This window comes from Streptomyces sp. SCPE 10 (genome assembly GCF_051980735.1).
GTDB lineage: Bacteria > Actinomycetota > Actinomycetes > Streptomycetales > Streptomycetaceae > Streptomyces > Streptomyces misionensis.
On the sequence record NZ_CP197069.1, the window covers coordinates 4,641,741 to 4,666,084 of the forward strand.

The 24,344-nt window shown below is 73.3% G+C and carries 15 protein-coding genes; 12 read left to right on the forward strand and 3 right to left on the reverse strand.

Going from position 1 to position 24,344, the window contains the following annotated elements:
* Positions 1 to 569 precede the first annotated feature (569 nt).
* The 3 genes from ACSP97_RS21660 to ACSP97_RS21670 all read left to right on the forward strand — a co-directional run bounded on the left by ACSP97_RS21660 (position 570) and on the right by ACSP97_RS21670 (position 4,019).
* Positions 570 to 1,157: a sigma-70 family RNA polymerase sigma factor gene (locus ACSP97_RS21660; RefSeq protein ID WP_146463621.1), complete on the forward strand. Its 588-nt coding sequence runs from the start codon at positions 570 to 572 to the stop codon at positions 1,155 to 1,157.
* A 128-nt stretch (positions 1,158 to 1,285) separates the two neighbouring features.
* Positions 1,286 to 2,788: an IMP dehydrogenase gene (guaB, locus tag ACSP97_RS21665; protein WP_355145523.1), complete on the forward strand. Its 1,503-nt coding sequence runs from the start codon at positions 1,286 to 1,288 to the stop codon at positions 2,786 to 2,788.
* Between the two features lie 106 nt (positions 2,789 to 2,894).
* Positions 2,895 to 4,019 carry a GuaB3 family IMP dehydrogenase-related protein gene (locus ACSP97_RS21670; protein ID WP_070026275.1) on the forward strand — a complete coding sequence of 375 codons (1,125 nt, stop codon included), beginning with the start codon at positions 2,895 to 2,897 and terminating at the stop codon, positions 4,017 to 4,019.
* 75 nt (positions 4,020 to 4,094) lie between these two features.
* Here ACSP97_RS21670 and ACSP97_RS21675 read toward each other — a convergent pair whose 3' ends face one another.
* Together ACSP97_RS21675 and ACSP97_RS21680 are read right to left on the reverse strand one after the other, a co-directional pair.
* The gene (locus ACSP97_RS21675; protein WP_440553850.1) at positions 4,095 to 4,544 is read right to left on the reverse strand and encodes a hypothetical protein; all 450 of its coding nucleotides are present in this window, start codon (positions 4,542 to 4,544) and stop codon (positions 4,095 to 4,097) included.
* A 294-nt stretch (positions 4,545 to 4,838) separates the two neighbouring features.
* Positions 4,839 to 6,047 (reverse strand): nucleotide sugar dehydrogenase, encoded by a 1,209-nt coding sequence (locus ACSP97_RS21680; RefSeq protein ID WP_355324311.1) that lies wholly within the window; start codon positions 6,045 to 6,047, stop codon positions 4,839 to 4,841.
* A 277-nt stretch (positions 6,048 to 6,324) separates the two neighbouring features.
* Between ACSP97_RS21680 and ACSP97_RS21685 the strand changes: the two genes are divergently transcribed.
* The 8 genes from ACSP97_RS21685 to ACSP97_RS21720 all read left to right on the forward strand — a co-directional run bounded on the left by ACSP97_RS21685 (position 6,325) and on the right by ACSP97_RS21720 (position 21,526).
* A complete protein-coding gene (locus tag ACSP97_RS21685; protein WP_440553852.1) occupies positions 6,325 to 8,034 on the forward strand; it encodes a glycerol-3-phosphate dehydrogenase/oxidase in 1,710 nt (569 codons plus the stop codon).
* A gap of 256 nt (positions 8,035 to 8,290) precedes the next feature.
* Entirely contained in the window at positions 8,291 to 10,246 is a 1,956-nt protein-coding gene (locus ACSP97_RS21690; RefSeq protein WP_440553854.1) for a serine/threonine-protein kinase, read from the forward strand.
* Positions 10,247 to 10,393: 147 nt separating this feature from the next.
* Entirely contained in the window at positions 10,394 to 12,799 is a 2,406-nt protein-coding gene (locus ACSP97_RS21695) for a protein kinase (RefSeq protein ID WP_358680232.1), read from the forward strand.
* Between the two features lie 163 nt (positions 12,800 to 12,962).
* Entirely contained in the window at positions 12,963 to 14,750 is a 1,788-nt protein-coding gene (locus tag ACSP97_RS21700) for a serine/threonine-protein kinase (protein WP_440558461.1), read from the forward strand.
* Positions 14,751 to 14,872: 122 nt separating this feature from the next.
* On the forward strand, positions 14,873 to 16,558 hold the full coding sequence (locus tag ACSP97_RS21705; RefSeq protein WP_358270891.1) for a serine/threonine-protein kinase: 1,686 nt from the start codon (positions 14,873 to 14,875) through the stop codon (positions 16,556 to 16,558).
* Between the two features lie 299 nt (positions 16,559 to 16,857).
* Positions 16,858 to 17,913: a serine/threonine-protein kinase gene (locus ACSP97_RS21710; protein ID WP_440553857.1), complete on the forward strand. Its 1,056-nt coding sequence runs from the start codon at positions 16,858 to 16,860 to the stop codon at positions 17,911 to 17,913.
* Positions 17,914 to 18,049: 136 nt separating this feature from the next.
* Positions 18,050 to 19,663 carry a succinic semialdehyde dehydrogenase gene (locus tag ACSP97_RS21715; protein WP_355145539.1) on the forward strand — a complete coding sequence of 538 codons (1,614 nt, stop codon included), beginning with the start codon at positions 18,050 to 18,052 and terminating at the stop codon, positions 19,661 to 19,663.
* Between the two features lie 66 nt (positions 19,664 to 19,729).
* Positions 19,730 to 21,526 carry a GMC family oxidoreductase gene (locus ACSP97_RS21720; RefSeq protein ID WP_364727674.1) on the forward strand — a complete coding sequence of 599 codons (1,797 nt, stop codon included), beginning with the start codon at positions 19,730 to 19,732 and terminating at the stop codon, positions 21,524 to 21,526.
* A 637-nt stretch (positions 21,527 to 22,163) separates the two neighbouring features.
* Here the strand turns inward: ACSP97_RS21720 and ACSP97_RS21725 are convergent.
* The gene (locus ACSP97_RS21725; protein WP_355145543.1) at positions 22,164 to 22,442 is read right to left on the reverse strand and encodes a chorismate mutase; all 279 of its coding nucleotides are present in this window, start codon (positions 22,440 to 22,442) and stop codon (positions 22,164 to 22,166) included.
* A gap of 310 nt (positions 22,443 to 22,752) precedes the next feature.
* Here ACSP97_RS21725 and guaA point away from each other — a divergent pair, with 310 nt between their 5' ends.
* Entirely contained in the window at positions 22,753 to 24,327 is a 1,575-nt protein-coding gene (gene guaA, locus ACSP97_RS21730) for a glutamine-hydrolyzing GMP synthase (RefSeq protein WP_355145545.1), read from the forward strand.
* Positions 24,328 to 24,344 lie beyond the last annotated feature (17 nt).

A 24,344-nucleotide genomic window follows, 5' to 3' on the forward strand; every position in this document is an offset into this window, starting at 1 on the left:
CCCGCGAGCGGGCACCGGTGACGGTGCCGCGCTGCCCGGTGCCGGGCCCGTCGGCTTCCGGGCCCCGTGCGCGGGGGTGAACTCCGCCGGCTGCCCCGCGTCGGCCGGTGACGGCGTCGGGATCCCGTCGGCTGCCCCGTGTCGCCGTCGAAGGCGGTGGCGGGACCTGCCGCCCGTGCCGGGTCGTACCGCTGCCGCGACCCTTTCGGCCGCCCGCGCCGCCACCGGTTTCCCACACCCGTCGGCCTCCCCGGTCGGCCTCGGTGTCGGCCGAGGTCACCGCCCCGGAGCCGGGCCCCGCCGCCGTCCGGTGGGCACCGCGTACGCTCCGCCGGGAGGGGTGTTCGACCGGCGCCGCGCGGCGGTGTGCGGGCGGGACCACCGGACGGGCGCTGCTCGTTTCGGCGCGGATGCCGCATCCTTGAGGTGTGGAGTCTCTCGGGGACGAGTCGGTCGAGCGGAAGGGGAGGGCGCAGGGAATGAGTGCCGGCGCACCTGCTCATAACGCTTCGGTGCACAACCATCAGCACGATGCGACGGACCGGACGGCCACAAGGCACCATGGACCGATGCGCGACGACGATGCGGGCACGGCCCAGGGGTCGATCGGTGCGCTCGTGCTTCGTGCCGTCGACGGGGACGAGCAGGCCACCCACGATCTGCTCGCGCACGTCCACCCGCTGGCGCTGCGCTACTGCCGCACCCGGTTGTCCCGGCTGCCCGGCGACGCGCGCCACTTCGTGGAGGACCTCGCCCAGGAGGTCTGCGTGGCGGTGCTGCTCGCACTGCCCCGCTACCGCGACACCGGCCGGCCTTTCGAGGCGTTCGTCTTCGCCATCGCCTCCCACAAGGTCGCCGACCTCCAGCGCGCCGCCATGCGCCACCCCGGTTCCACGGCGGTGCCCTCCGACGAGATGCCGGAACGGCCGGACGACTCGCTTGGCCCGGAGGAGCGCGCCCTGCTCAGCAGCGACGCCGAGTGGGCCAAGAAGCTGCTCGCCAACCTCCCCGAGAACCAGCGCGAACTGCTGCTGCTGCGCATCGCCGTGGGCCTCACCGCGGAGGAGACGGGGCAGATGTTGGGAATGTCACCCGGAGCGGTCCGGGTCGCCCAGCACCGGGCGCTGAGCCGGCTGCGGGCACTGGCCGAGCAGTAGCGGGAACCTCACGGCAACACCGTATGAACATACGAAGCCGAAGGTGATCTTCCGCCGTGGAATTTGCTGGCCGCGCTTCCCGTTAGCATGGACATCCGCACCGATCAAGGCCATTTGGGGAAGGTGTCATGACTGCCAACGTCGACGGAGTGCCCGGTAAATTCGCGACACTCGGGCTGACCTACGACGACGTGCTGCTGCTGCCGGGCGCCTCCGAGGTGCTCCCCAACGCGGTCGACACCTCGTCCCACATCTCGCGCAACGTCCGCGTCAACATCCCGCTGCTGTCGGCGGCGATGGACAAGGTGACCGAGTCGCGCATGGCGATCGCCATGGCCCGCCTCGGCGGCGTCGGCGTGCTGCACCGTAACCTGTCCGTCGAGGACCAGGTGAACCAGGTGGACCTGGTGAAGCGGTCCGAGTCCGGCATGGTCACCGACCCGATCACCGTGCACCCCGAGGCCACGCTCGCCGAGGCCGACGCCCTGTGCGCCAAGTTCCGCATCAGCGGTGTCCCGGTCACCGACCCGGCCGGCCGGCTGCTGGGCATCGTCACCAACCGTGACATGGCCTTCGAGAGCGACCGCACCCGCCAGGTGCACGAGGTCATGACCCCGATGCCGCTGGTCACCGGCAAGGTCGGCATCTCCGGCCCCGAGGCCATGCAGCTGCTGCGCAAGCACAAGATCGAGAAGCTGCCGCTGGTCGACGACGAGGGCGTCCTCAAGGGCCTGATCACGGTCAAGGACTTCGTCAAGGCCGAGAAGTACCCGAACGCCGCCAAGGACGCCGAGGGCCGCCTGCTCGTCGGCGCCGCCGTGGGCGCCAGCCCCGAGGCCCTGGAGCGCGCCCAGGCGCTCGCCGAGGCCGGCGCGGACTTCCTGGTCGTCGACACCTCGCACGGCCACAACAGCAACGCCCTCAGCTGGATGGCGAAGATCAAGTCCGCCGTCGACGTGGACGTGATCGGCGGCAACGTCGCCACGCGCGACGGCGCCCAGGCGCTCATCGACGCCGGTGTCGACGGCATCAAGGTGGGCGTCGGCCCGGGCTCGATCTGCACCACGCGCGTGGTCGCCGGCATCGGCGTCCCGCAGGTCACGGCCATCTACGAGGCGTCTCTCGCCGCCCGTCCGGCGGGCATCCCGCTGATCGGCGACGGCGGCCTGCAGTACTCGGGCGACATCGGCAAGGCCCTCGCCGCCGGTGCCGACACGGTGATGCTGGGCAGCCTCCTCGCGGGCTGCGAGGAGTCGCCGGGCGAGCTGCTGTTCATCAACGGCAAGCAGTTCAAGTCGTACCGCGGCATGGGCTCGCTGGGCGCCATGCAGTCCCGCGGCCAGGGCAAGTCCTACTCCAAGGACCGCTACTTCCAGGCCGAGGTGGCGTCCGACGACAAGCTCGTGCCCGAGGGCGTCGAGGGCCAGGTGCCCTACCGCGGCCCGCTGTCCAACGTGCTGCACCAGCTCGTCGGCGGCCTGCGCCAGACCATGGGCTACGTGGGCGCCGCCACCATCGCGGAGATGGAGTCCAAGGGCCGCTTCGTCCGGATCACCTCGGCGGGCCTCAAGGAGAGCCACCCGCACGACATCCAGATGACGGTCGAGGCGCCGAACTACAGCGCCAAGTAACCACCAGGCCGCACCGAAGGCGGCCCCGGGACATCCGGGGCCGCCTTTGTCGTACCCGTCGGCGATACTGGAAGGCGCTGAAACGCATCAGGGAAAGGCCACAGACGTGACTGAGATCGAGATCGGGCGCGGCAAGCGCGGCCGCCGGGCGTACGCCTTCGACGACATCGCCGTCGTCCCCAGCCGCCGTACGCGGGACCCGAAGGAGGTCTCGATCGCCTGGCAGATCGACGCCTACCGCTTCGAGCTGCCCTTCCTGGCCGCCCCCATGGACTCCGTGGTCTCCCCGGCCACCGCGATCCGCATCGGCGAGCTGGGCGGCCTCGGCGTCCTCAACCTCGAGGGCCTGTGGACCCGGTACGAGGACCCGCAGCCGCTGCTGGACGAGATCGCCGAGCTGCCGGCCGAGCGCGCCACCCGCCGCCTCCAGGAGATCTACGCGGCGCCCATCAAGGAAGAGCTGATCGGCGCCCGCATCAAGGAGGTGCGCGACTCCGGCGTGGTCACGGCGGCCGCGCTCTCCCCGCAGCGCACCGCGCAGTTCTCCAAGGCGGTCGTGGACGCGGGCGTGGACATCTTCGTCATCCGCGGCACCACGGTCTCCGCGGAGCACGTGTCGTCCTCGCACGAGCCGCTGAACCTGAAGCAGTTCATCTACGAGCTGGACGTCCCGGTGATCGTCGGCGGCTGCGCCACCTACACGGCCGCGCTGCACCTGATGCGCACCGGTGCGGCCGGTGTGCTGGTCGGCTTCGGCGGCGGCGCCGCCCACACCACCCGCAACGTGCTGGGCATCCAGGTTCCGATGGCCACGGCCGTCGCGGACGTGGCCGCGGCCCGCCGCGACTACATGGACGAGTCCGGCGGCCGCTACGTGCACGTCATCGCGGACGGCGGTGTCGGCTGGTCCGGCGACCTGCCCAAGGCGATCGCCTGCGGCGCCGACGCGGTGATGATGGGCTCCCCGCTGGCCCGGGCCACGGACGCGCCCGGCAAGGGCCACCACTGGGGCATGGAGGCGGTCAACGAGGAGCTGCCCCGCGGCAAGAAGGTCGACCTCGGCACCGTCGGCACCATCGAAGAGGTCCTCACCGGCCCGTCGCACACCCCGGACGGCTCGATGAACCTCTTCGGCGCCCTGCGCCGCGCCATGGCCACCACCGGCTACAGCGAACTCAAGGAGTTCCAGCGGGTCGAGGTGACCGTCGCGGACAGCCAGCACAAGCGCTGACCCGGCGCCGCGAGGGCTTCGTACGACGGCAGGGGCCCGGTCACCGACGCGGTGGCCGGGCCCCTGCCGTGCGTCCTACAGCGCGGCCTTCTTGGCGGCCGAGAACGAGGCGAAGCCGGCGATGGCGAAGAAGACGAAAGTGAGCAGGTCGGCGTCCTCCTTCCAGGCCCGCTGGACCACGTCGAAGTGGTCGAAGAAGACCTGGGAGAAGCCGAGGCCGGTCGCCTTGGCCCCGATCATGGCCTCGCCCACCAGCTGGCCGAAGTAGACCGCGACCAGCGCCAGCACCACGGAGGCGACGGGCAGGACGGGGTTGCGGCCGCCCGCCTTGCCCGCCGCGAGGCCGACGACGAAGCCGACGCCCACGGCCGCGTAGCCGATCTCGTGCTTGGTGGCGCCGATGATGGCGCCGTAGAGCGCCGCGGCGACCACGGCGGCGACGACCGCGGAGACCAGGCCGACGACCAGGTTGTCGCGGACCGGCGCGGGCGCGGCGGGGGCCGTCGGCCCGGCGGGCGGCGCCATCGGCGCGGCGCCCGGGACGCCCGGCTGCGGCGGGTACGGGGCGCCGGCCGGGGCCTACTGCGCGTACGGATCGGCGGCCACCGGGCCCGGCTGCGGCTGCGGCGGTGGTGCTGACTGGCTCATGACAGGAATCCCCCCGTGCTGTGGCACAACTGGATGAAGTGAGGTGTCGACCGGCGCGCACTCGGATGCGGCAAGTCCGGGGGAGATTAACAGGCAGGGCTGACAACGCCGGGTTTGTTTTCCTATCGTGACCCCGCCTCGGAGCCGGTGCGCGGCTCTCGTGACCCGCCCTCAGAGCCGGTGCGCCGCTCCCGTGGGGGTGGCTCCCCGGGTGTCCAGCAGGAGCTGAGCCTTCACGGACAGGCCCTGGAGGTCGTAGGTGCGGTGCTGCTGGAGCAGGATCGTCAGGTCGGCGTCCGCGGCGGCCTCGTAGAGCGAGTCGACGCGCGGGACCGGGCGGTCCAGGACGCTCCAGGCGGGCACGTAGGGGTCGTGGTAGCTCACGGACGCGCCCAGCTCCATCAGGCGCGCGGCGATCTCGCGGGCGGGGGCGCCCTGCTGGTCGGCGAGGTCCGCCTTGTAGGTCACGCCGAGCAGCAGCACCCGCGCGCCCCGCGCGGACTTGCCGTGCTCGTTGAGCAGGGTGGCGGCGCGCTGGACGACGTAGCCGGGCATCCGGTTGTTGACCTGCTGGGCCAGCTCCACCATGCGCAGGGCGCGGCTCGCCCGGCCGGTCAGGTCCTGCGGGACGGCGTGGCCGCCGACGCCGGGCCCCGGCCGGAACGCCTGGAAGCCGAACGGCTTGGTCTCCGCGCAGCGGATGACGTCCCACAGGTCGACGCCGAGTTCGTGGCAGAGCACGGCCATCTCGTTCACCAGCGCGATGTTGACGTGCCGGAAGTTGGTCTCCAGCAGCTGCACCGCCTCGGCCTCGCGCAGCCCCCGCGCGCGGACCACCTTGTCGGTGAGCCGGCCGTAGAAGGTGGCGGCCGACTCGGTGCAGGCCGGGGTGAGGCCCCCGATGACCTTGGGGGTGCCGGCGGGGGTGTGCGCGCGGTTGCCGGGGTCGACCCGGCTGGGGGAGTAGGCGAGGTGGAAGTCGCGGCCCGCGCGCAGCCCGGAGCCCTCTTCGAGCAGCGGGCGCAGGAACTCCTCGGTGGTCCCCGGCGGCACGGCGGACTCCAGGATGACCGTGGTGTGCGGGCGCAGCCGTTCGGCCAGGGCGCGGGCGGCGGCCTCGACCTGGCCGAGATCCGGGCCGCCGTCGGCGCCGCGCGGGGTCGGCGCGCAGATCACCGCGGTGCGCACCCGGCCGAGCTGGGCCGGGTCGGTGGCGCGCCGGAACCCGGACGCGTGCATCCGGCGCAGCTCGGCGGGGCTCAGCGGCCCCGCCTCGGGGCCGGTGGCATAGCCGAGGGTGGAGATGCCGGCGGCCACCGCGGCCTGGGCCAGCGGCAAACCGTAGGGGCCGAGTCCGATGACGGCGAGGTCTGCGGGCATGGCGTGGGCCGTCCTTCCCATTAACCGAAGCGGAACGGATGCGCAACCGCTGTGGACGAGATGAGCGAGCGCACTGTCACACTAGGAGTAAATATGACCGTTATGTGGGATTCTGTTCGTGTGTCTTCCCGGGGTTGTGCGCCGGTTGTCCACAGGTCGTGGGCCCGTGGTGGCTGAAGTCGGGCAAGCCGGTCAGAATTTGGGCAGGAGGTGGGGGTGATCCGGGCTTCGCCCACCGGGTGCGGCCGACGCGAGGCAGCGACAGCGGGAGGCAGCGGTGAGGACAGGGACTCTGGGACCGGCGCAGCGCGCCGAGGCACTGGCGGCCATGGCCGAGCGCGAGCTGGACGTACTGGTGATCGGCGGTGGCGTGGTCGGTGCGGGCACCGCGCTGGACGCCGTCACCCGTGGCCTGTCCACCGGCCTGGTCGAGGCGCGGGACTGGGCCTCCGGCACCTCCAGCCGGTCCAGCAAGCTCATACACGGCGGTCTGCGCTATCTGGAGATGCTCGACTTCGCGCTGGTCCGCGAGGCGCTGAAGGAGCGCGGCCTGCTCCTGGAGCGGCTCGCCCCGCACCTGGTCAAACCGGTGCCGTTCCTCTACCCGTTGCAGCACCGCGGCTGGGAGCGGCTGTACGCGGGCTCCGGTGTCGCGCTCTACGACGCGATGTCCATGGCCCGCGGGCACGGCCGGGGACTGCCCGTGCACCGCCACCTGAGCCGCCGTCACGCCCTGCAGGTGGCGCCCTGCCTGCGCAAGGACGCCCTCGTCGGCGCCCTCCAGTACTACGACGCCCAGGTGGACGACGCCCGCTTCGTGGCCAACCTGGTGCGCACGGCGGCGTTCTACGGCGCCAAGGTGGCCAACCGGGCGCGCGTCACCGGGTTCCTGCGCGAGGGCGAGCGGGTCGTCGGCGCCCGGGTGCGGGACGTGGAGGGCGGCGGGGAGTACGAGGTCCGCGCCCGGCAGATCGTCAACGCCACCGGTGTGTGGACCGACGACACCCAGGGCATGGTGGGCGAGCGCGGCCAGTTCCACGTGCGCGCCTCCAAGGGCATCCACCTGGTTGTGCCCAAGGACCGCATCCACTCCACCACCGGGCTGATCCTGCGCACCGAGAAGTCCGTGCTCTTCGTCATCCCCTGGGGCCGGCACTGGATCATCGGCACCACCGACACCGACTGGGACCTCGACAAGGCCCACCCGGCCGCCTCCAGCGCCGACATCGACTACCTGCTGGAACGCGTCAACTCGGTGCTGTCCGTGCCACTCGGCCGGGACGACGTGCAGGGGGTGTACGCGGGGCTGCGCCCGCTGCTGGCCGGCGAGTCCGACGCCACCAGCAAGCTGTCCCGCGAACACACGGTGGCCCACCCGGCGCCGGGCCTGGTGGTCGTGGCGGGCGGCAAGTACACCACCTACCGGGTGATGGCCAAGGACGCCGTCGACGAGGCGGTGCACGGCCTGGACCAGCGGGTCGCCGACTGCGTGACCGAGGAGACCCCGCTGCTGGGCGCCGAGGGCTACCAGGCGCTGTGGAACGCGCGGGCCCGTATCGCCGCCCGCACCGGACTGCACGTGGTCCGGGTGGAGCACCTGCTGAACCGGTACGGCTCGATGGCCGAGGAGATCTTCGACCTCATAGCCGCGGACCCCGCGCTCGGCGCACCGCTGCGCGCCGCCGACGACTATCTGCGCGCCGAGGTGGTGTACGCCGCCTCGCACGAGGGCGCCCGCCACCTGGACGACGTCCTCACCCGGCGCACCCGCATCTCCATCGAGACCTTCGACCGGGGCACCCGCAGCGCCCGCGAGGCGGCCGAGCTGATGGCGCCGGTCCTGGGGTGGGACGAGGACCGGATCGCCCGCGAGGTCGAGCACTACGACAAGCGCGTGGAGGCCGAGCGGGAGTCCCAGCTCCAGCCCGACGACCTGACGGCGGACGCGGCGCGGCTCGGGGCGCCGGACATCGTGCCGCTCACCTGACCGCGGGCGCCCGGCGGCGGACCCGGGGCGGCGGCCCCGCCGCCCCTCGGAGCGGGCCGGGGCGGCGGTTTGGCCGGGTGTGCCCGAAGGGTCGGCACCGCGGGTCGCCGCATTCTCACGGGCCGTCATGCCACCGGGCCCAAGGGGCGCTTCGGCGGGCCCGGGAGGCGGAGCCGGAGAGGGCCCCAGGGCATGGACCACTTGCCGGGTGAGAGACAATGGAGGCTCTGTCAGGGCGGGTTGTATGAGGGGACGCATGTCGGAGGCGGAGCGGGCGGGGACATCTCGTCAGGAGACTCGTCAGGACAAGAGCGGACGGCGTCTCCTCGCCGGGCGGTACCGGCTGGGAGACGTGCTGGGCCGCGGCGGCATGGGCACGGTCTGGCGCGCCGAGGACGAGACCCTGGGCCGGACGGTCGCCGTCAAGGAACTGCGGTTCCCGTCGAACATCGACGAGGACGAGAAGCGGCGCCTGATCACGCGCACCCTGCGCGAGGCCAAGGCGATCGCCCGGATCCGCAACAACAGCGCGGTGACGGTCTTCGACGTGGTCGACGAGGACGACCGGCCCTGGATCGTCATGGAACTGGTGGAGGGCAAGTCCCTCGCCGAGGTCATCCGCGAGGACGGCGTGCTGGAGCCCCGGCGCGCCGCCGAGGTGGGCCTCGCCGTCCTGGACGTACTGCGCTCCGCCCACCGCGAGGGCATCCTGCACCGGGACGTGAAGCCGTCCAACGTGCTCATCGCCGACGACGGCCGGGTCGTCCTCACCGACTTCGGCATCGCGCAGGTCGAGGGCGACCCGTCCATCACCTCCACCGGCATGCTCGTCGGCGCCCCCTCCTACATCTCCCCGGAGCGCGCCCGCGGCCACAAGCCCGGACCGGCCGCCGACCTGTGGTCGCTCGGCGGTCTGCTGTACGCGGCGGTCGAGGGCGTGCCCCCCTACGACAAGGGTTCGGCGATCGCCACCCTCACCGCGGTGATGACCGAGCCGCTGGAGGAGCCCAAGAACGCGGGCCCGCTGCGGGACGTCATCTACGGCCTGCTCAGCAAGGACCCGGCCAAGCGGCTCGACGACGCCGGGGCCCGGGCGCTGCTGAACAAGGTGATCCACGCGCCCGAACCGGAGGCGCTGGACGCCACCCGCCTGGTGCCGCTGCCGGTGCAGCCCGGCGGCGAGGGCAAGCGGGGTGAGGAGGCCGCGGAGAAGCTGCGCGGCGCGCTGCGTTCGGTCCGCAAGGCGGCCGGCGCGGCCGGCGCCGCGGCGGCCACGACCCGGCCGAAGAGCGGTGACCCGGCGGGGACGAAGGCCGGGGGCGGATCGGCGGCCGGCGGGCCGGCCGGTGACCGTACGGTTCCCACGGGCCAGGCCGCCGCCGTGCCCGGCCCCGGGGTGCGCAACCCCGCCAATCCCGGCTCCGCGAAGGCCGGTTCGGGCTGGCCCGTGGTGCCGCCGCCGGACCTGGACCTGCCGCCGCGGCAGGCCCCGAGGGCGCCGCTGACCGACGTGGTGCCCAGGCGCACGCTGGTGATCGTCGCCGTGGTGGTCGCCCTCGCCGTGCTCGGCACCGTCCTGGCCCTCGCGTTCGGCGGCGACGACAAGGACGACAAGGGCGCCGCCAAGACCCCGGCCGGCGCGAGCGCCTCCGCCGGGCACAGCCAGGGCAAGGAACCGGACGGCGGCACCCGTACGGACGGCGGGACCTCCGCGCCCGCCGGCACCGCGGCCGCGCCCGGCACCGCGGCGAGCACGACCGCCGACGCGAGCGGGAGCGCGCCCGCCGTCACCACCCGCAAGGGCGGCCAGGGGTATGCGATCGGGCTGCCCAAGGGCTGGTCGTACCAGTCCCACGGGTCCGCGGGGGACCGCTACACCGGGCCCGACGGGCAGAAGCTGCTCGTCGCCTGGACCGGCACGCCCAAGGACGACCCGGTGGCGGACTGGAAGAACCAGGAGCGCTACATGGTGCGCTCGCAGTACCACAAGGTCCGGATAGAGAAGGTGGATTACCGCGGCTGGAACACGGCCGACTGGGAGTTCACCTACGTCGACGGCGGCACCCGGTACCGCACGATCGACCGTGGCTTCGTGGTGAACGGCCATCTCGGGTACGCGCTGATGTACACCGCGAAGGCCGGCGCGTGGGACGGCGACCTGCGCAAGGACACGTGGCAGACCCTGACCGGGTCCTTCCGGCCCAAGTCCTAGTCGGGGCACGGCCGATCGTGGCCCGTTCGAAGCCCCATCGAGGCGTGTTCGAGGCCTGATAATCCGTCATCCGCACCGTGCGGGTTGCCTCCGGCACGTATCGTGAATGGTTGCGGACCGTACGAAGCCGGGGGAGGGGGAGGCGGAATGGACGACTACGCGGGCCGGGTGCTGGCCGACCGCTACCGTCTGCCGCTGCCGCCGTCCGACGCGTACGAACTCACCGAGACCCGCGCCTTCGACACCTACAGCGGGCAGGAAGTGCTGGTCCGTCAGGTGCCGCTGCCCGAGGTCGTCGAGGCGGAGGTGCTCGACGCGGAGGGACTGCCCGAGGGGTTCACGGCGCGCGGGCGCGGGGCGCGTCCCACAGCGGGCGCGGGTGCCGCGACACGGCAGCCCGCCGATCCCGCGGTGCGGCGCGCCGTCGAGGCCGCACAGGCGGCGGCCGCCGTCCCCGACCACCCGCGCCTCGACCAGGTGTTCGACGTCTTCGCCGAGGGCGGGTCGCTCTGGATCGTCAGCGAGTGGGTGGCGGCGCGTCCGCTGTCCGCGCTGCTCGCCGAACGGCCGCTGACGCCGTACCGGGCGGCCGAGGTCGCCTCCGACGTGCTCATGGCGCTCCGGGTGCTGCACGCCCACGGCTGGGTGCACCGCAACGTCACCGCCCGCACCGTCCTCGTCTGCGACGACGGCCGCGTCCTGCTGACCGGCCTCGCCTCCGGCGCGGCGGAGGAGGCACTGTGCGGCTACGACCCGGTCCCGGGGCGCGAGGACGACACGGAGGGCTCCCCGGAGCCGTCCGGGGACCGGCACCCGGCTCGGGACGGCGGGTTCCCCGGCGGCGGCGCGACCGCGCCCGGTGCCGTGGACGCCGAGGCCGCGCGCCGGGCCGCCATCCAGGCGCGGGCGTCCGGCACCGGGGCTCCCGGCGCCGCTCCCGCCGGACCCGGTGGGCCGCCAGGACCCGGCCCGGTGGGGCGGCAGGCGCTGGAGAGCGGCGCGGACATCCGTGCCGCGCGGGCCGGCGCCATCGCCGCGTACCGGGCGGGCGCCCGCGCCGCGGCCCGGGTGCAGGAGGCCCGGCAGAACGAACGCGCCGCGCTGCCGGGCGCCCGGCGGCCCGCCGAGGACGGCACCGGCCCTGCCCGGGACGGCGCCACGGCGGAGTCCTCGTACCCCGCCGCCCCGCCCGGCCTCACCGCCGACCCCTACGGGGTGCGCGGCGGCGCACCGGACATCGCCCGGCACGACCTGGAACCCGCCCGGCGGCAGGCCCCGGCCCCCGTGCCCGCCGTCCCCCCGCAGACCGGCGCCGGCTGGGACCACCCCGGTACCGCCGCCGGTCGGCGGCCCGCCGGCGCGCTCGCCGCCGAGCGGGCGCGGCAGGCGCGGATGGCGGTGGTCGGACCGGTGACCGAGCGGTGGGCGCCGGAGCAGGCCGGGCCCGTGCACGAGAACTGGCAGCTGGCGGCGCCGGTCGGGCCCGCCACCGATCTGTGGGCGCTGGGCGCGCTGCTGTTCCGGGCGGTGCAGGGACACGCGCCGTATCCCGAGGAGTCCACCGCCGAACTGGTGCAACTGGTGTGCGCCGAGCCGCCCGCGTACGCCGAGGAGTGCGGACCGCTGCGGCCGGTCGTGGAGTCGCTGCTGCGTCAGGACCCCACCGAGCGGCCGGACTTCGAGGAGCTGAGCGGCTGGCTGCGCTCGCTGGTGCGCTCCGCGCCCGAGCCGGAGGCCGGCACCCGGGTCGTACCCGTCCCGCCCGCCGACCCGCGCCGGCTGCCGATCGTGCGGCGCCGCGGCGAGCTGGTGCGCCGCCGCCGCGCCCGGCTGCCCGAGAACCATCCGCACGGGCGGCACAAGCGGGACCGCGAGGAGGCGGGTTCACCGCGCCGGCTCGGCCGGATCCTGCTCCTGCTGATCCTCCTGCTGCTGGCCGGCGCGGTCGCGTACGCGATGCTGTTCATGCCGAAGCAGCACGCGCACAGCGGGGCACCGGGCGGCGCGGACCGCACCACCGGGCAGCCGGCCCCCGCGCCCTCGCGCACCCAGGGCAGCCCGTCCGCCACCGAGACCCAGAACGGCGGCGCCTCCGCCGTTCCCGACGGCTTCACCCTGCGCGAGGACCCCGAGGGCTTCGAGATCGCCGTGGCCAAGGGCTGGACCCGCGCACCGAAGAACGGCAGCGGCGAAGTCGTCTACTCACACGGCGACTTCGAGCTGCTGGTCGTGCCCGGGCGGGACGGTGCCGCCTCGTACGGCGGCGATCCGATGGCCTATCAGCGGGACAAGGAGCGCGAACTCCAGCCGTACCGCGACTCCAGCTGGGCCACCGCCACCGGGCTGCGCACCATCGAGGTGGGCGGACGGACCATGGCCGAGGGGCAGTTCACCTGGACCGACGGACAGGGCCGGGACCTGTTCGTGCGCAACATGGCGATCCTGCTGAACGGCCGTTACCACGTCCTCCAGGTCCGCGGCCCGGACGCCGACCGGGACGAGGTGACACGGCTGTACGAGGAAGCTACCGCGACGTACCGCTACACCGGCTGAGCAAGGCGTACACAACACCCCTGCCCCGGCGCGCCGGTTCCCCTTCTGGCGCGGAAATGACCATCGTCACAGTGCGGTTTCCAACGGACCCCGCTTGTTCCCCCCGAACGGGCCGGTCCTTAGTCTGACCCTGACAAGAGCATTGCGGGGCAACGTGAATCAGATGCAGGGCCTGCTCATAGCGGGCCGCTACCGGCTCGCCGACTCCATCGGCAGCGGCGGCATGGGCCGGGTGTGGCGGGCGCACGACGAGGTGCTGCACCGGACGGTCGCCGTCAAGGAGTTGACCGCGGCGCTCTACGTCCCCGACAGCGAGCAGGCCGTGCTGCTGGCCCGCACCCGGGCCGAGGCGCGGGCCGCCGCGCGCATCAACCACTCCGCCGTCGTCACCGTGCACGACGTCCTCGAACACGACGGCCGCCCCTGGATCGTGATGGAGCTGGTCGAGGGCAACTCGCTGGCCGACGAGGTCAAGGAGCGGGGGCGCGTGGAGCCCCGGGAGGCGGCCCGCATCGGGATGTGGGTGCTGCGGGCGCTGCGCGCGGCGCACTCCGCCGGCGTACTGCACCGGGACGTCAAGCCTGGCAACGTTCTCCTCGGCCGGGACGGCCGGGTGCTGCTCACCGACTTCGGCATCGCCCAGATCGAGGGCGACTCCACCATCACCCGCACCGGAGAGGTCGTCGGCTCGGTCGACTACCTCGCGCCCGAGCGGGTGCGCGGCCACGACCCCGGCCCCGCCTCCGACCTGTGGGCGCTCGGCGCCACGCTGTACACGGCGGTCGAGGGGCGCTCGCCGTTCCGCCGCACCTCCCCGCTGAGCACCATGCAGGCGGTCGTCGAGGAGAACGCCGAGGAGCCGCGGCACGCCGGGGCGCTCGGCCCGGTCATCGCCGCGTTGCTGCACAAGGATCCGGCCCAGCGGCCGGGCGCGGAGGAGGCCGAGCAGATGCTCGCCGAGGCCGCGGAGGGCCGGCGGCCGCACAGCGCCCAGGCGTTCGTGCCGACCCAGGGCTCGGGCCTGAACGGGCCGGACTCGGGCGCGTACGGGCCGGGTACGGGTACGCACGGGACCGGTCCGGGTGCGCAGGGTCCCGGTCCGGGCGGGCCCGGCACCGGGGCACCGGCCGCCGGCACCGTGGTGTACGGCTCCGGCACGAACACCCATGGGCACGGCGCCGGTTCCGCGGCCCCCGGCTACGGTCACGGGGCCGGCGGGGTGACGCCCGTGGGACCCACGACGGTGGGCCCGGTGCCGGCGCACACCGGCGCACGACCGGTGCGCCCCCGACGCCGGCTGCGGACGCTCGCGCTCGTCGTCGCCGTCGCGGCCGTGCTCGGCGGCGGTGCGGCGGTGGGCTTCCAGCAGTGGAACGACGCGCGGAACGACGACGCGACGTCCGGCGATCCCGCCCCGGCGCCGACCTCCTCGGCGAGCCCCGGCGACCGGCCGGGCACGGACGGCACCGTCCCGGACAGCTGGGAGACCCACCACGATCCGCTGGGCTTCAGCATCTCCCTGCCCAAGGGCTGGAAGCGGCAGGTCTACGGCATCAACGGCCCGCTGAAGCAGATCGACTACACCCCGGACGGCGGCAAGCACTTCGTCCGCATATCCATCGACTCCTCACCGGACTTCGCCGACCCCTACGAGCACCAGGCGGACCTGGAGCAGCAGCTGCAGCGGCTGGTCGACTACCGGCGGGTCACCCTGAAGCGGAACGTCTACCGCGACCGCAAGGGCTCGATGTGGGAGTACACCTGGACCGCGTTGGCGAAGGACCCGCCCTATGTGCCCGGTCCCCGGCACGCCGTCGAGGAGACGTACTTCGGCCGGGAGGGCGCCGAGTACGCCATCTACATGTCCGGCCCCGCCGCCGACTGGCCCAGGACCGCCAAGCAGTTCAAGTGGGTCCTCCAGAGCTGGCAGCAGCCGAACCCGACGAGCTGACGACCTCTACCCCGAACGGGTGCGCTTTGCGACTGAAACGGCTGAAAACGAGTCGCTGAGCGGTGGGGCTTGGCCGATCGGGGCCACGGAGCGGGTGGGTCCGGTGCGGCATGATGGGCCCCATGGGGACCGAGGGCGCCGACTTCCGGGTGATCGCCGGCCGTTACCGCCTGGAGGCGCGTATCGGGCGCGGTGGCATGGGCGTCGTGTGGCGGGCGAGCGATCAGCTGCTGGGCCGGCTGGTCGCGGTCAAGGAACTCCTCGCGGACGACTCGCTCCCCGAGGACGACGTCCGGCGCCGCCGCGACCGCACCCTCCGGGAGGCCCGCGCGGTCGCCCAGCTGCGGCACCCGCACATCATCGTCGTGCACGACGTGGTCGAGCAGGACGAACGCCCGTACCTGGTCATGGAGTTGATCGACGGCTGCTCGCTCGCCGACCGGATCGCCCGGCACGGCCCGGTGACCCCGGTGGAGGCCGCCCGCATCGGGATCGCCCTGCTCGGCGCCCTGCACACCGCGCACGAGGCCGGGGTGCTGCACCGGGACATCAAACCCGCGAACGTGCTGATCGAGACCGCCACCGACCGGGTCGTCCTCACCGACTTCGGCATCGCCCAGGTCTCGGGCGCCACCACGCTCACCGAGACCGGCTCCTTCGTCGGCTCGCCCGAGTACACCGCCCCGGAGCGGATGTCCGGGGTGCGCACCGGCCCGGAGTCCGACCTGTGGTCGCTGGGCGCGCTGCTGTGCACGGCGCTCAGCGGCGAGTCGCCGTTCCGCCGCGACTCGCTCGGCGGCATCCTGCACGCCGTGGTCACCGCGGAGATCCGCCCGCCCGCCCAGGCCGAGCCGCTGCTGCCCGTCGTCCGGGGCCTGCTGGAGCGCGACCCGGACCTCCGGCTCGGCGCGCAGGCCGCCGAGCGGATGCTGCGCGTGTATCTGGAGACCGGGCACACCCCGAACACCCCGGAGGCGGTGGGCGCGCCGCGCGCGCACCGGCTCGGGATGGGCCGGACGCCGAAGACCGTGCCCGCGCCGGAGCCCGCGGTCCGGCCCGGCGTGCCCGGCCCGCCGCCCGGCGCGCCCGGGGCCGCCACCGAGCCGGTGCCCGCGCGGTCGTCGACACGCGGGCTGCTGGTGGCGGCGCTGCTCGTCGCCGCGCTGGCGGGTGCGGGCGTCTCGGCCGCGACCCTGCTGCTCGACCGGCACGCGGGCGGGGGCGGCGGCAACCCGGGCGGTACGGCGACGCCCCCGGCGACCGGTCCCGGCACGAGCCGTGCCCCGTCGCCCTCGGCCGGACAGAGCGCGACCCCCTCCGTGCCGGGTCCCACCGGCACCGCCACCACCGGAGTGCGCGGTGCGCCCTCCGGCTACCGCACGGCCCGGGACCCGGCCGGCTTCTCGCTCGCCGTGCCGCGGGAGTTCACCCGCAGCCCGCAGGGCGAGCGGGTGTTCTACCTCTCGCCGGAGGGGACGTACCGCCTCGGCGTCAGGGTCTCCGCAGCCCAGCCCGGCGGCCCGCAGGCGGTGATGAGGGCGCAGGCGGCCGACGGAACCGTGTCCAACCCCGGCTACCACGACGGCCGGGTCACCCGCACCACGCACGACGGACACCCCGCCGCCCTCTGGGAGTTCGCCTGGAACGGCTACAGCGCGGCGGAGGGCCCGCGGCACACCTACGACCTGTGCTGGGAGGAGTCCGGCCGGCTGTACGACGTCTGGGTGTCGGCACCGGTGGGGAAGGTGCGCGAGGCACGGGAGTACTTCGACGTCGCGCTGGACACCTTCACGCCCGGGGGTTCCTGAACCGGGCACCCCACACGGCTCCGTGGCCGCCGCCCAGGGGGCACCCGGCCACCTTCCCGAACGGGAACACGCCGACGCCGTCGGGAGGGAGAGGGGCCTCGACCCGGACCGGGCGGCCGCGAGCAGGCGGCGAGTGCGGCAAAGGGCGGCGCACCAAGGGGTGTTGGCGATACCCGCGCACGCCCCGGGCACCGGTGTCGTCGAAGTCCGGGTGGCGGGTGGCGGGTTCGCGCCGCGGTGGTGGACGGCCGGACCGTTCCGCTTCGACAACGGCGTGCCGCGCGGGGTACTGATGGGGCATGGCTGAAGACGGCGCACACCCGCCCGGCGCACGGCTGATCGGCGGGCGCTACCGGCTGACCGACCGGCTCGGCACCGGCCCCACCGGGACCGTGTGGCGGGCCTGGGACGAGGACGGGGAGGGGCACGGTCGCGTCGCCGTCAAGGAACCCCTGCTGCCCGGCGACCCGGCGAAGGACGAGGAGAGCGGCCGGCTCGCCCACCGCCTCTACCGGGAGGCCCGCGCCGCGACCCGGGTGCGGCACCCCTGCGCCGTCACCGTGTACGACGTCGTCACCGAGGCCGGTGTGCCCTGGATCGTGATGGAGCTGGTGGAGGGCGAGTCCCTGGCCCGGGCCCTGCGCCGCGGACCGCTGCCGCCCGCCGAGGCCGCCCGCATCGGGCTCGCCGTCCTCGGCGCCCTGCGCGCAGCACACGCCGTCGGCATCGTGCACCGCGACCTCAAGCCGGCCAACGTGCTGCTGGAGTCCGGCACCGGCCGGGTCGTCCTCACCGACTTCGGCATAGGCGACGGGCCCGCCGGGGACGCGCCCGCCGCTTTCACCGCTCCCGAGCGCGCGGCGGGCCCCGGCGCCGGACCGGCCTCCGACCTGTGGAGTCTGGGCGCCCTGCTGCGCACCGCCGTCGGCGACGCGGACCCCGGCCCGCTCGGCCCCCTCCTGGACCGGCTGCTCGCCGAGCGACCGGAGGCCCGGCCCGGCGCGGAGCAGGTGACGTGGGCGCTGCGGGAGTACCTGGGGGTGGGGGACGACCCGGACGACGTGGCCGCGCACGGCACGGACGCGGCGGAGAGCACGGGTGCGGCAGAGGGCACGGGCGGCCCGGAGGGCAAGGGCGCGCCCGAGGACACGGGCGTATCCGGTGCCGCGGACGCATCGGAGGTCAGGGACGTTGCGCCGGAGGTGCCGCCCGGGGCCGAGCCGCGGACGGAATCCCCGGCCGCGCCCCGGCCCGGCCCCCTGCGCCGTCTCGTTCCCGACCTCGCCGCACCCCGCCGCCGCACCCCCCTCGCCGCCCTCGGTCTCTTCCTCGCGAAAAAACCCGCCGACGACTGATCGGCCGGGTGTTCGAGCCGGCAACGCCCTGATCAGGGCAATCGATGCCAGTGATCGCTGGCAGCGTGTGAGCAGTCGGTGAATCCCCGTTACCGACGGGTACACAAAGCCTGTGGCGGGGCATACCCTGCGCCTCATGACGGACACGCAGGCCCCGGACATCGCCGGTACCAACCCCCTCGCCCCCGCCCCCGAGGGCGCCCGCACCGCCGCCGACGTGGTCACCCCTGCGCTGGTGGCCAAGCTGACCAAGGGCGTCACCGGTTCCGGCCGGACCGCCAACCACACGCCGTTCACCGGCGAGAAGCTGGCCGACCTGCCGGAGTCCACGCCCGAGGACGTGCTGGAGGCCTTCGAGGCGGCCCGGGTCGCCCAGGCCGCCTGGGAGCGGACCCCGGTACGGCAGCGGGCCGCCGTCCTGCTGCGCTTCCACGACCTGCTGCTGGAGCGCCAGGCCGAGGTCCTCGACCTGGTCCAGCTGGAGACGGGCAAGGCCCGGCTGCACGCCCACGAGGAGGTGCTGGCCGTCGCCGTCGCGGCCCGCCACTACGGCCGCAAGGCCCCCTCCTACCTGCGCGCCAAACGGCACACGGGCGCCGTGCCGACCCTGACGAAGGTCACCGAGCTGCGCCACCCGCGCGGGGTCGTCGGCCAGATCGCCCCCTGGAACTACCCCCTGGAGCTGTCCGTCGGCGACGCGCTGCCCGCCTTCGTCGCGGGCAACGCCGTGGTGATGAAGCCGGACACCGAGACCTGCCTGACCGCCCTGTGGGCCCGCGACCTGCTGATCGAGGCCGGGCTGCCCGAGGCCGTCTTCCAGGTCGTCCTCGGCGAAGGTCCCGTGGTGGGGCCCGAGTTGGTCAAGCACGCCGACTACATCTCCTTCACCGGCTCCACCCGCACCGGCCGCGAGGTCGCCCAGGGCGCCGCCGCCCGGCTGGTCGGCGCCTCCCTCGAACTCGGCGGCAAGAACGCGATGCTGGTGCTGGACGACGCCGACATCGAGAAGGCCGCCGCCGGCGCCGTCCGCGCCTGCTTCTCCTCGGCCGGTCAACTCTGCATCTCCATCGAGCGGTTGTACGTCCACGAGTCGATCGCCGACGCCTTCCTGGAGCGCTTCGCCGCCCGCACCAAGGCCATGCGGCTCGGCAACTCCCTCGCCTACGGCGCCGAGATGGGGTCCCTGGTCGGCGAGCGCCAGCTGAAGAACGTCGAACGGCATGTGCGCGAGGCCGTCGAGAAGGGCGCCACGGTGGTCGCGGGCGGTGTCGCCCGGCCCGACATCGGCCCCTTCTTCTTCGAGCCCACCATCCTCGACGGCGTCGACGGCTCCATGGCGGTCTGCGAGGAGGAGACCTTCGGACCGGTCGTCTCCCTCTACCGTTTCTCGTCCGACGACGAGGCCGTCGAGCGGGCCAACGCCACGCCCTACGGCCTCAACTCCTCCGTCTGGACGACCAGTGCCCGCCGCGGCCGGGACATCGCCGCCCGCCTGCGCACCGGCACGGTGAACGTCAACGAGGGCTACGCACCGGCCTACGGCAGCGTCCAGTCCCCGATGGGCGGCATGAAGGACTCCGGGCTCGGCCGCCGCCACGGCTCCGAGGGCATCCTCAAGTACACCGAGGCCCAGACGGTCGCCCAGCAGCGGCTGCTGCCGATGGCGCCGTCGCTGGGCATGACGGACGAGGGCTACGCCCGCTTCATGACCACGAGCCTGCGGCTGCTCAAGGCGTTCCGTTTCCGCTAGAACACCCGGTCCCCTCCGTGAGAAGACCCGGTCCCCGCTGAGATCCGTTCCCGACGAGGAGTGCATGTGTCGCAGTCGCAGGAGAAGAACGACGGGTACGACTACGACGTGATCGTGGTCGGGTCGGGGTTCGGCGGGTCCGTGTCGGCCCTGCGCCTGTCCGAGAAGGGCTACACGGTGGGCGTCCTGGAGGCCGGCCGCCGCTTCACCCGGGCGTCGCTGCCGAAGAACTCCTGGGACCTGAAGAACTACCTGTGGGCCCCCAGGCTCGGCATGTACGGCATCCAGCGCATCCATCTGCTGGGCAATGTGATGGTGCTGGCCGGTGCGGGCGTGGGCGGTGGTTCGCTCAACTACGCCAACACCCTCTACGTGCCGCCGAAGGCGTTCTTCGACGACCCCCAGTGGAAGGACATCACCGACTGGCAGGAGGAGTTGCGGCCGTACTACGACCAGGCCCGGCGCATGCTCGGGGTGCGGCTCAACCCCACCATGACCCCCTCCGACGTCCATCTGAAGGCGGCGGCCCGGCGGATGGGCGTCGGCGACACCTTCCATCTCGCCCCGGTGGGCGTCTTCTTCGGGGACGGCAAGGACGCGGACGGCACCGCCAAGGCCGCGCCCGGACAGCGGGTGCCCGACCCGTACTTCGGCGGGGCGGGCCCGGAGCGCAACGCCTGCACCGAGTGCGGCGAGTGCATGACCGGCTGCCGGCACGGCGCCAAGAACACCCTGAACGAGAACTACCTCCATCTCGCCCAGAAGGCGGGCGCGGTGGTCCACCCGATGACCACCGTGGTGTCCGTCACCGACGACTCGCGCGGCGGCTACGCGGTGGCCACCCTGCCGACCGACCGGAGGAAGAAGGGCGAGGGCCGGGTCTTCACGGCGCGCCGGGTCGTCCTCGCGGCCGGCACCTACGGCACCCAGACGCTGCTGCACCGCATGCGGGCGGGTGGCCAACTGCCGTACCTGTCCAAGCGGCTGGGCGATCTGACCCGCACCAACTCCGAGGCGCTGGTGGGTGCGCAGACCCTCGACCGCCGTTACCGCAAGGCGCACGGCGCGGCGCGGGCCGACTTCACCCGGGGCGTCGCGATCACCTCGTCGATCCACCCGGACGAGAACACCCACATCGAGCCCGTCCGCTACGGCAAGGGCTCCAACGCCATGGGCGGCTTGTCCATCCTCCAGGTGCCGTACGCCGAGGGCTCCTCCCGGGCGCTCGCCTGGCTGGCGAACGCGGCCCGGCACCCGGTGCTCGTCCTGCGTTCCCTGTCCAACCGGCGCTGGTCGGAGCGGACCATCATCGGTCTGGTGATGCAGTCCCTGGACAACTCGCTGACGACATATCTGAAGCCCGACGGTGTCGGCAAGGGCCTGCTCACCGCCCGGCAGGGGCACGGCTCGCCCAACCCCAAGCAGATCCGCGCCGCCACCGAGGCCGCCTCCGCGCTCGCGGCCGAGATCAACGGCTTTCCGGGCAGCAACGTGGGCGAGCTGATGGGCACTCCGCTCACCGCGCACTTCCTGGGCGGCTGCCCCATCGGCGACTCCGCCGAGACCGGTGTGATCGATCCCTACCACCGGTTGTACGGGCATCCCGGCATCTCGGTCGTGGACGGCGCCGCGGTCTCGGCGAACCTGGGCGTCAACCCCTCGCTGACGATCACCGCGCAGGCCGAGCGGGCCATGTCCTTCTGGCCGAACAAGGGCGAGGAGGACCCGCGACCGGCGCCGGGGGCGGCGTACGAGCGGCTGGCACCGGTGGAGCCGCGGTCGCCGGCGGTCCCGGCGGAGGCCTTCGGCGCGCTGAAACTGCCGTTCCTCGGGGTGCCGACGGTGCCGCCGAAGCCGGAGTAAACCACCGGAATGTGACCTGGATCACGGAGGTTTCCAAGGTGGTGGCGCAACCCTCCGGCGCCGTCGCAGATCAAACCAGCTGCCGGATCAAGAAGACGGTGATGAGGGACCTGCCTTCGGAGGGGGATGCAGGTCCCTCTTCGTGTCCGGTGGAGTCCGGAAGATCCCGTGTGGTCCCGTGATCGCGGGTGGGGTCCGGTGAAAGAGTGCGGTGATGCCGTGGTGCTGTGCGGCGCGCGGGACGTGCGTACCGCCGGCCGGCCCCGGGCGTCCCCGGAGCCGACCGTTCTCTTGGTGACCGGGCTGCTGTCCCCTGCCGTCCGGTCACTTCCCTGGAGCGAGGTCCCACGGCGCACGGCACGACCCGTACGCCTCATCGCTCCAGCGAGCCACGCGTGGTTCTGTCGGGCCCGCCCCTGGCTGGCACGGACACCCCGCTAACGAAACGGCACACGGACCGGTCACGCGCCGTACGGGTGAGACGGCCGTCGAACTCGAATCCGATGGTCGGATGTGTCGGACGTGTCGGATGTACTGGTCGGTGGGTCGGCAGCTCGGCGGATGTGCCGGTCGGCCGGCGTACCGGAGTGCGGGCCGGCGGAGGGGCCGGTCGGGGACGTCCCGGTCGACGCGTGGGTCAGATGCGCCCCCGGCACAGCTCCAGCAGGGTCATGGCGAGCGCGGTGCCGGGCCTGCCCAGCGCGTCCCGGTAGCGGGCGAGGATCTCCATCTCGCGGTTGAGGCTGACCCGCCGGCCGCCGCTGGCGATACGGGTCTGCTGGACCACGGCGGAGACCGCCATCCGTTCCTGGACGAGACCGATGATCCGGTCGTCCAGCGCGTCGATGCGCTCCCGGGCGGCGGCGATGGTCGCCTCGGGGGTCTCGGTCGTCTCTTCCGGTGTGGTGGTGCTCATGTCGGGGGCTCCTGATCGTGAAGGGGGTGCCCCGGAACGACGTGACCCGAAAAACGACAGGCGCCCCGGGCCTTGTCGGCCCGGGGCGCCTGGGAAGTCGCTCGGCGTTTCGCTAAGCAGCACGACCATGGCAACCGGCGGGCCGGATGCCATAGGTAAAGACGAAGGTCGCGTGCTGAAGCATGCGGCCAGTATGCCACGACCGGCGCGGTGACCCCGGCCGCGGCCGGTGGCGCTCGGCGGAAGGCTCTCGGGCCGCACCGTTAGACTCGTAGTACAGACCCCCGCCCGGACCACCAGAAGGCACCCCGTGTCATCAGCGACTCCCACTGCCCCCGACACCGTCCTGGTCGTCGACTTCGGTGCGCAGTACGCCCAGCTCATCGCCCGTCGCGTCCGCGAGGCGCGGGTCTACAGCGAGATCGTGCCGAGCACCATGCCGGTCCAGGAGATGCTCGCCAAGAAGCCCGCGGCGATCATCCTCTCCGGTGGCCCCTCGTCGGTCTACGAGGAGGGCGCGCCCAGCCTCGACCGCGCGATCTTCGAGGCCGGCATCCCCGTCTTCGGCATGTGCTACGGCTTCCAGCTGATGGCGCGCGCCCTCGGCGGCACCGTCGACAACACCGGCGCCCGTGAGTACGGCCGCACCGACCTGCACGTCTCCAAGACGTCCTCCACCCTCTTCGAGGGCACCCCGGCCGAGCAGCAGGTCTGGATGTCGCACGGCGACGCCTGCTCCGCCGCCCCCGAGGGCTTCACGGTCACCGCGTCCACCGACCTGGTCCCGGTCGCCGCGTTCGAGAACGACGAGAAGAAGCTCTACGGCGTCCAGCACCACCCCGAGGTCATGCACTCCACGTACGGCCAGCAGGTGCTGGAGCACTTCCTGTACCGCGGCGCGGGCCTGGAGCCGACCTGGACCACGGGCAATGTGATCGAGGAGCAGGTCGAGGCCATCCGCGAGCTGGTCGGCGACAAGCGCGCGATCTGCGGCCTGTCCGGCGGTGTGGACTCCGCGGTGGCCGCCGCCCTGGTGCAGAAGGCCATCGGCTCCCAGCTGACCTGCGTCTACGTCGACCACGGCCTGATGCGCAAGGGCGAGACCGAGCAGGTCGAGAAGGACTTCGTCGCGGCCACCGGCGTCCAGCTGAAGGTCGTCGACGCCGAGGAGCGCTTCCTGAACGCCCTCGCCGGGGTCAGCGACCCCGAGGAGAAGCGCAAGATCATCGGCCGTGAGTTCATCCGCGTCTTCGAGCAGGCACAGGCCGAGATCATCGCCGACGAGGGCCCGGCCGTGGAGTTCCTGGTCCAGGGCACCCTGTACCCGGACGTGGTCGAGTCCGGCGGCGGCACCGGCACCGCCAACATCAAGTCGCACCACAACGTCGGCGGTCTGCCCGAGGACCTCGAGTTCAAGCTGATCGAGCCGCTGCGCAAGCTGTTCAAGGACGAGGTCCGGATGGTCGGCCAGGAGCTCGGCCTGCCGGAGGAGATCGTCCAGCGCCAGCCGTTCCCGGGCCCGGGCCTCGGCATCCGCATCGTCGGCGAGGTGACGAAGGAGCGTCTGGACCTGCTCCGCGAGGCCGACGCCATCGCCCGCGAGGAGCTGACCGCGGCCGGCCTCGACCGCGACATCTGGCAGTGCCCGGTGGTCCTGCTCGCCGATGTGCGCAGCGTGGGCGTGCAGGGCGACGGCCGCACCTACGGTCACCCGATCGTGCTGCGCCCGGTCTCCTCCGAGGACGCCATGACCGCCGACTGGTCCCGGCTGCCCTACGACGTCCTCTCCCGCATCTCGACCCGCATCACCAACGAGGTCCGGGACGTCAACCGCGTCGTCCTCGACGTCACCTCCAAGCCGCCGGGCACCATCGAGTGGGAGTGATCCCCGGTAGTTCCCAG

What these genes read in the sequence shown, in the direction of transcription:
- ACSP97_RS21675 (WP_440553850.1), bottom strand. Translation starts at nt 4,544, where the DNA reads ATGGCGCCGCCCGCCGGGCCGACGGCCCCCGCCGCGCCCGCGCCGGTC.
- ACSP97_RS21680 (WP_355324311.1), bottom strand. Translation starts at nt 6,047, where the DNA reads ATGCCCGCAGACCTCGCCGTCATCGGACTCGGCCCCTACGGTTTGCCG.
- ACSP97_RS21705 (WP_358270891.1), top strand. Translation starts at nt 14,873, where the DNA reads ATGGGGACCGAGGGCGCCGACTTCCGGGTGATCGCCGGCCGTTACCGC.
- guaB (WP_355145523.1), top strand. Translation starts at nt 1,286, where the DNA reads ATGACTGCCAACGTCGACGGAGTGCCCGGTAAATTCGCGACACTCGGG.
- ACSP97_RS21690 (WP_440553854.1), top strand. Translation starts at nt 8,291, where the DNA reads ATGTCGGAGGCGGAGCGGGCGGGGACATCTCGTCAGGAGACTCGTCAG.
- ACSP97_RS21725 (WP_355145543.1), bottom strand. Translation starts at nt 22,442, where the DNA reads ATGAGCACCACCACACCGGAAGAGACGACCGAGACCCCCGAGGCGACC.
- ACSP97_RS21695 (WP_358680232.1), top strand. Translation starts at nt 10,394, where the DNA reads ATGGACGACTACGCGGGCCGGGTGCTGGCCGACCGCTACCGTCTGCCG.
- ACSP97_RS21660 (WP_146463621.1), top strand. Translation starts at nt 570, where the DNA reads ATGCGCGACGACGATGCGGGCACGGCCCAGGGGTCGATCGGTGCGCTC.
- ACSP97_RS21715 (WP_355145539.1), top strand. Translation starts at nt 18,050, where the DNA reads ATGACGGACACGCAGGCCCCGGACATCGCCGGTACCAACCCCCTCGCC.
- ACSP97_RS21710 (WP_440553857.1), top strand. Translation starts at nt 16,858, where the DNA reads ATGGCTGAAGACGGCGCACACCCGCCCGGCGCACGGCTGATCGGCGGG.
- ACSP97_RS21700 (WP_440558461.1), top strand. Translation starts at nt 12,963, where the DNA reads ATGCAGGGCCTGCTCATAGCGGGCCGCTACCGGCTCGCCGACTCCATC.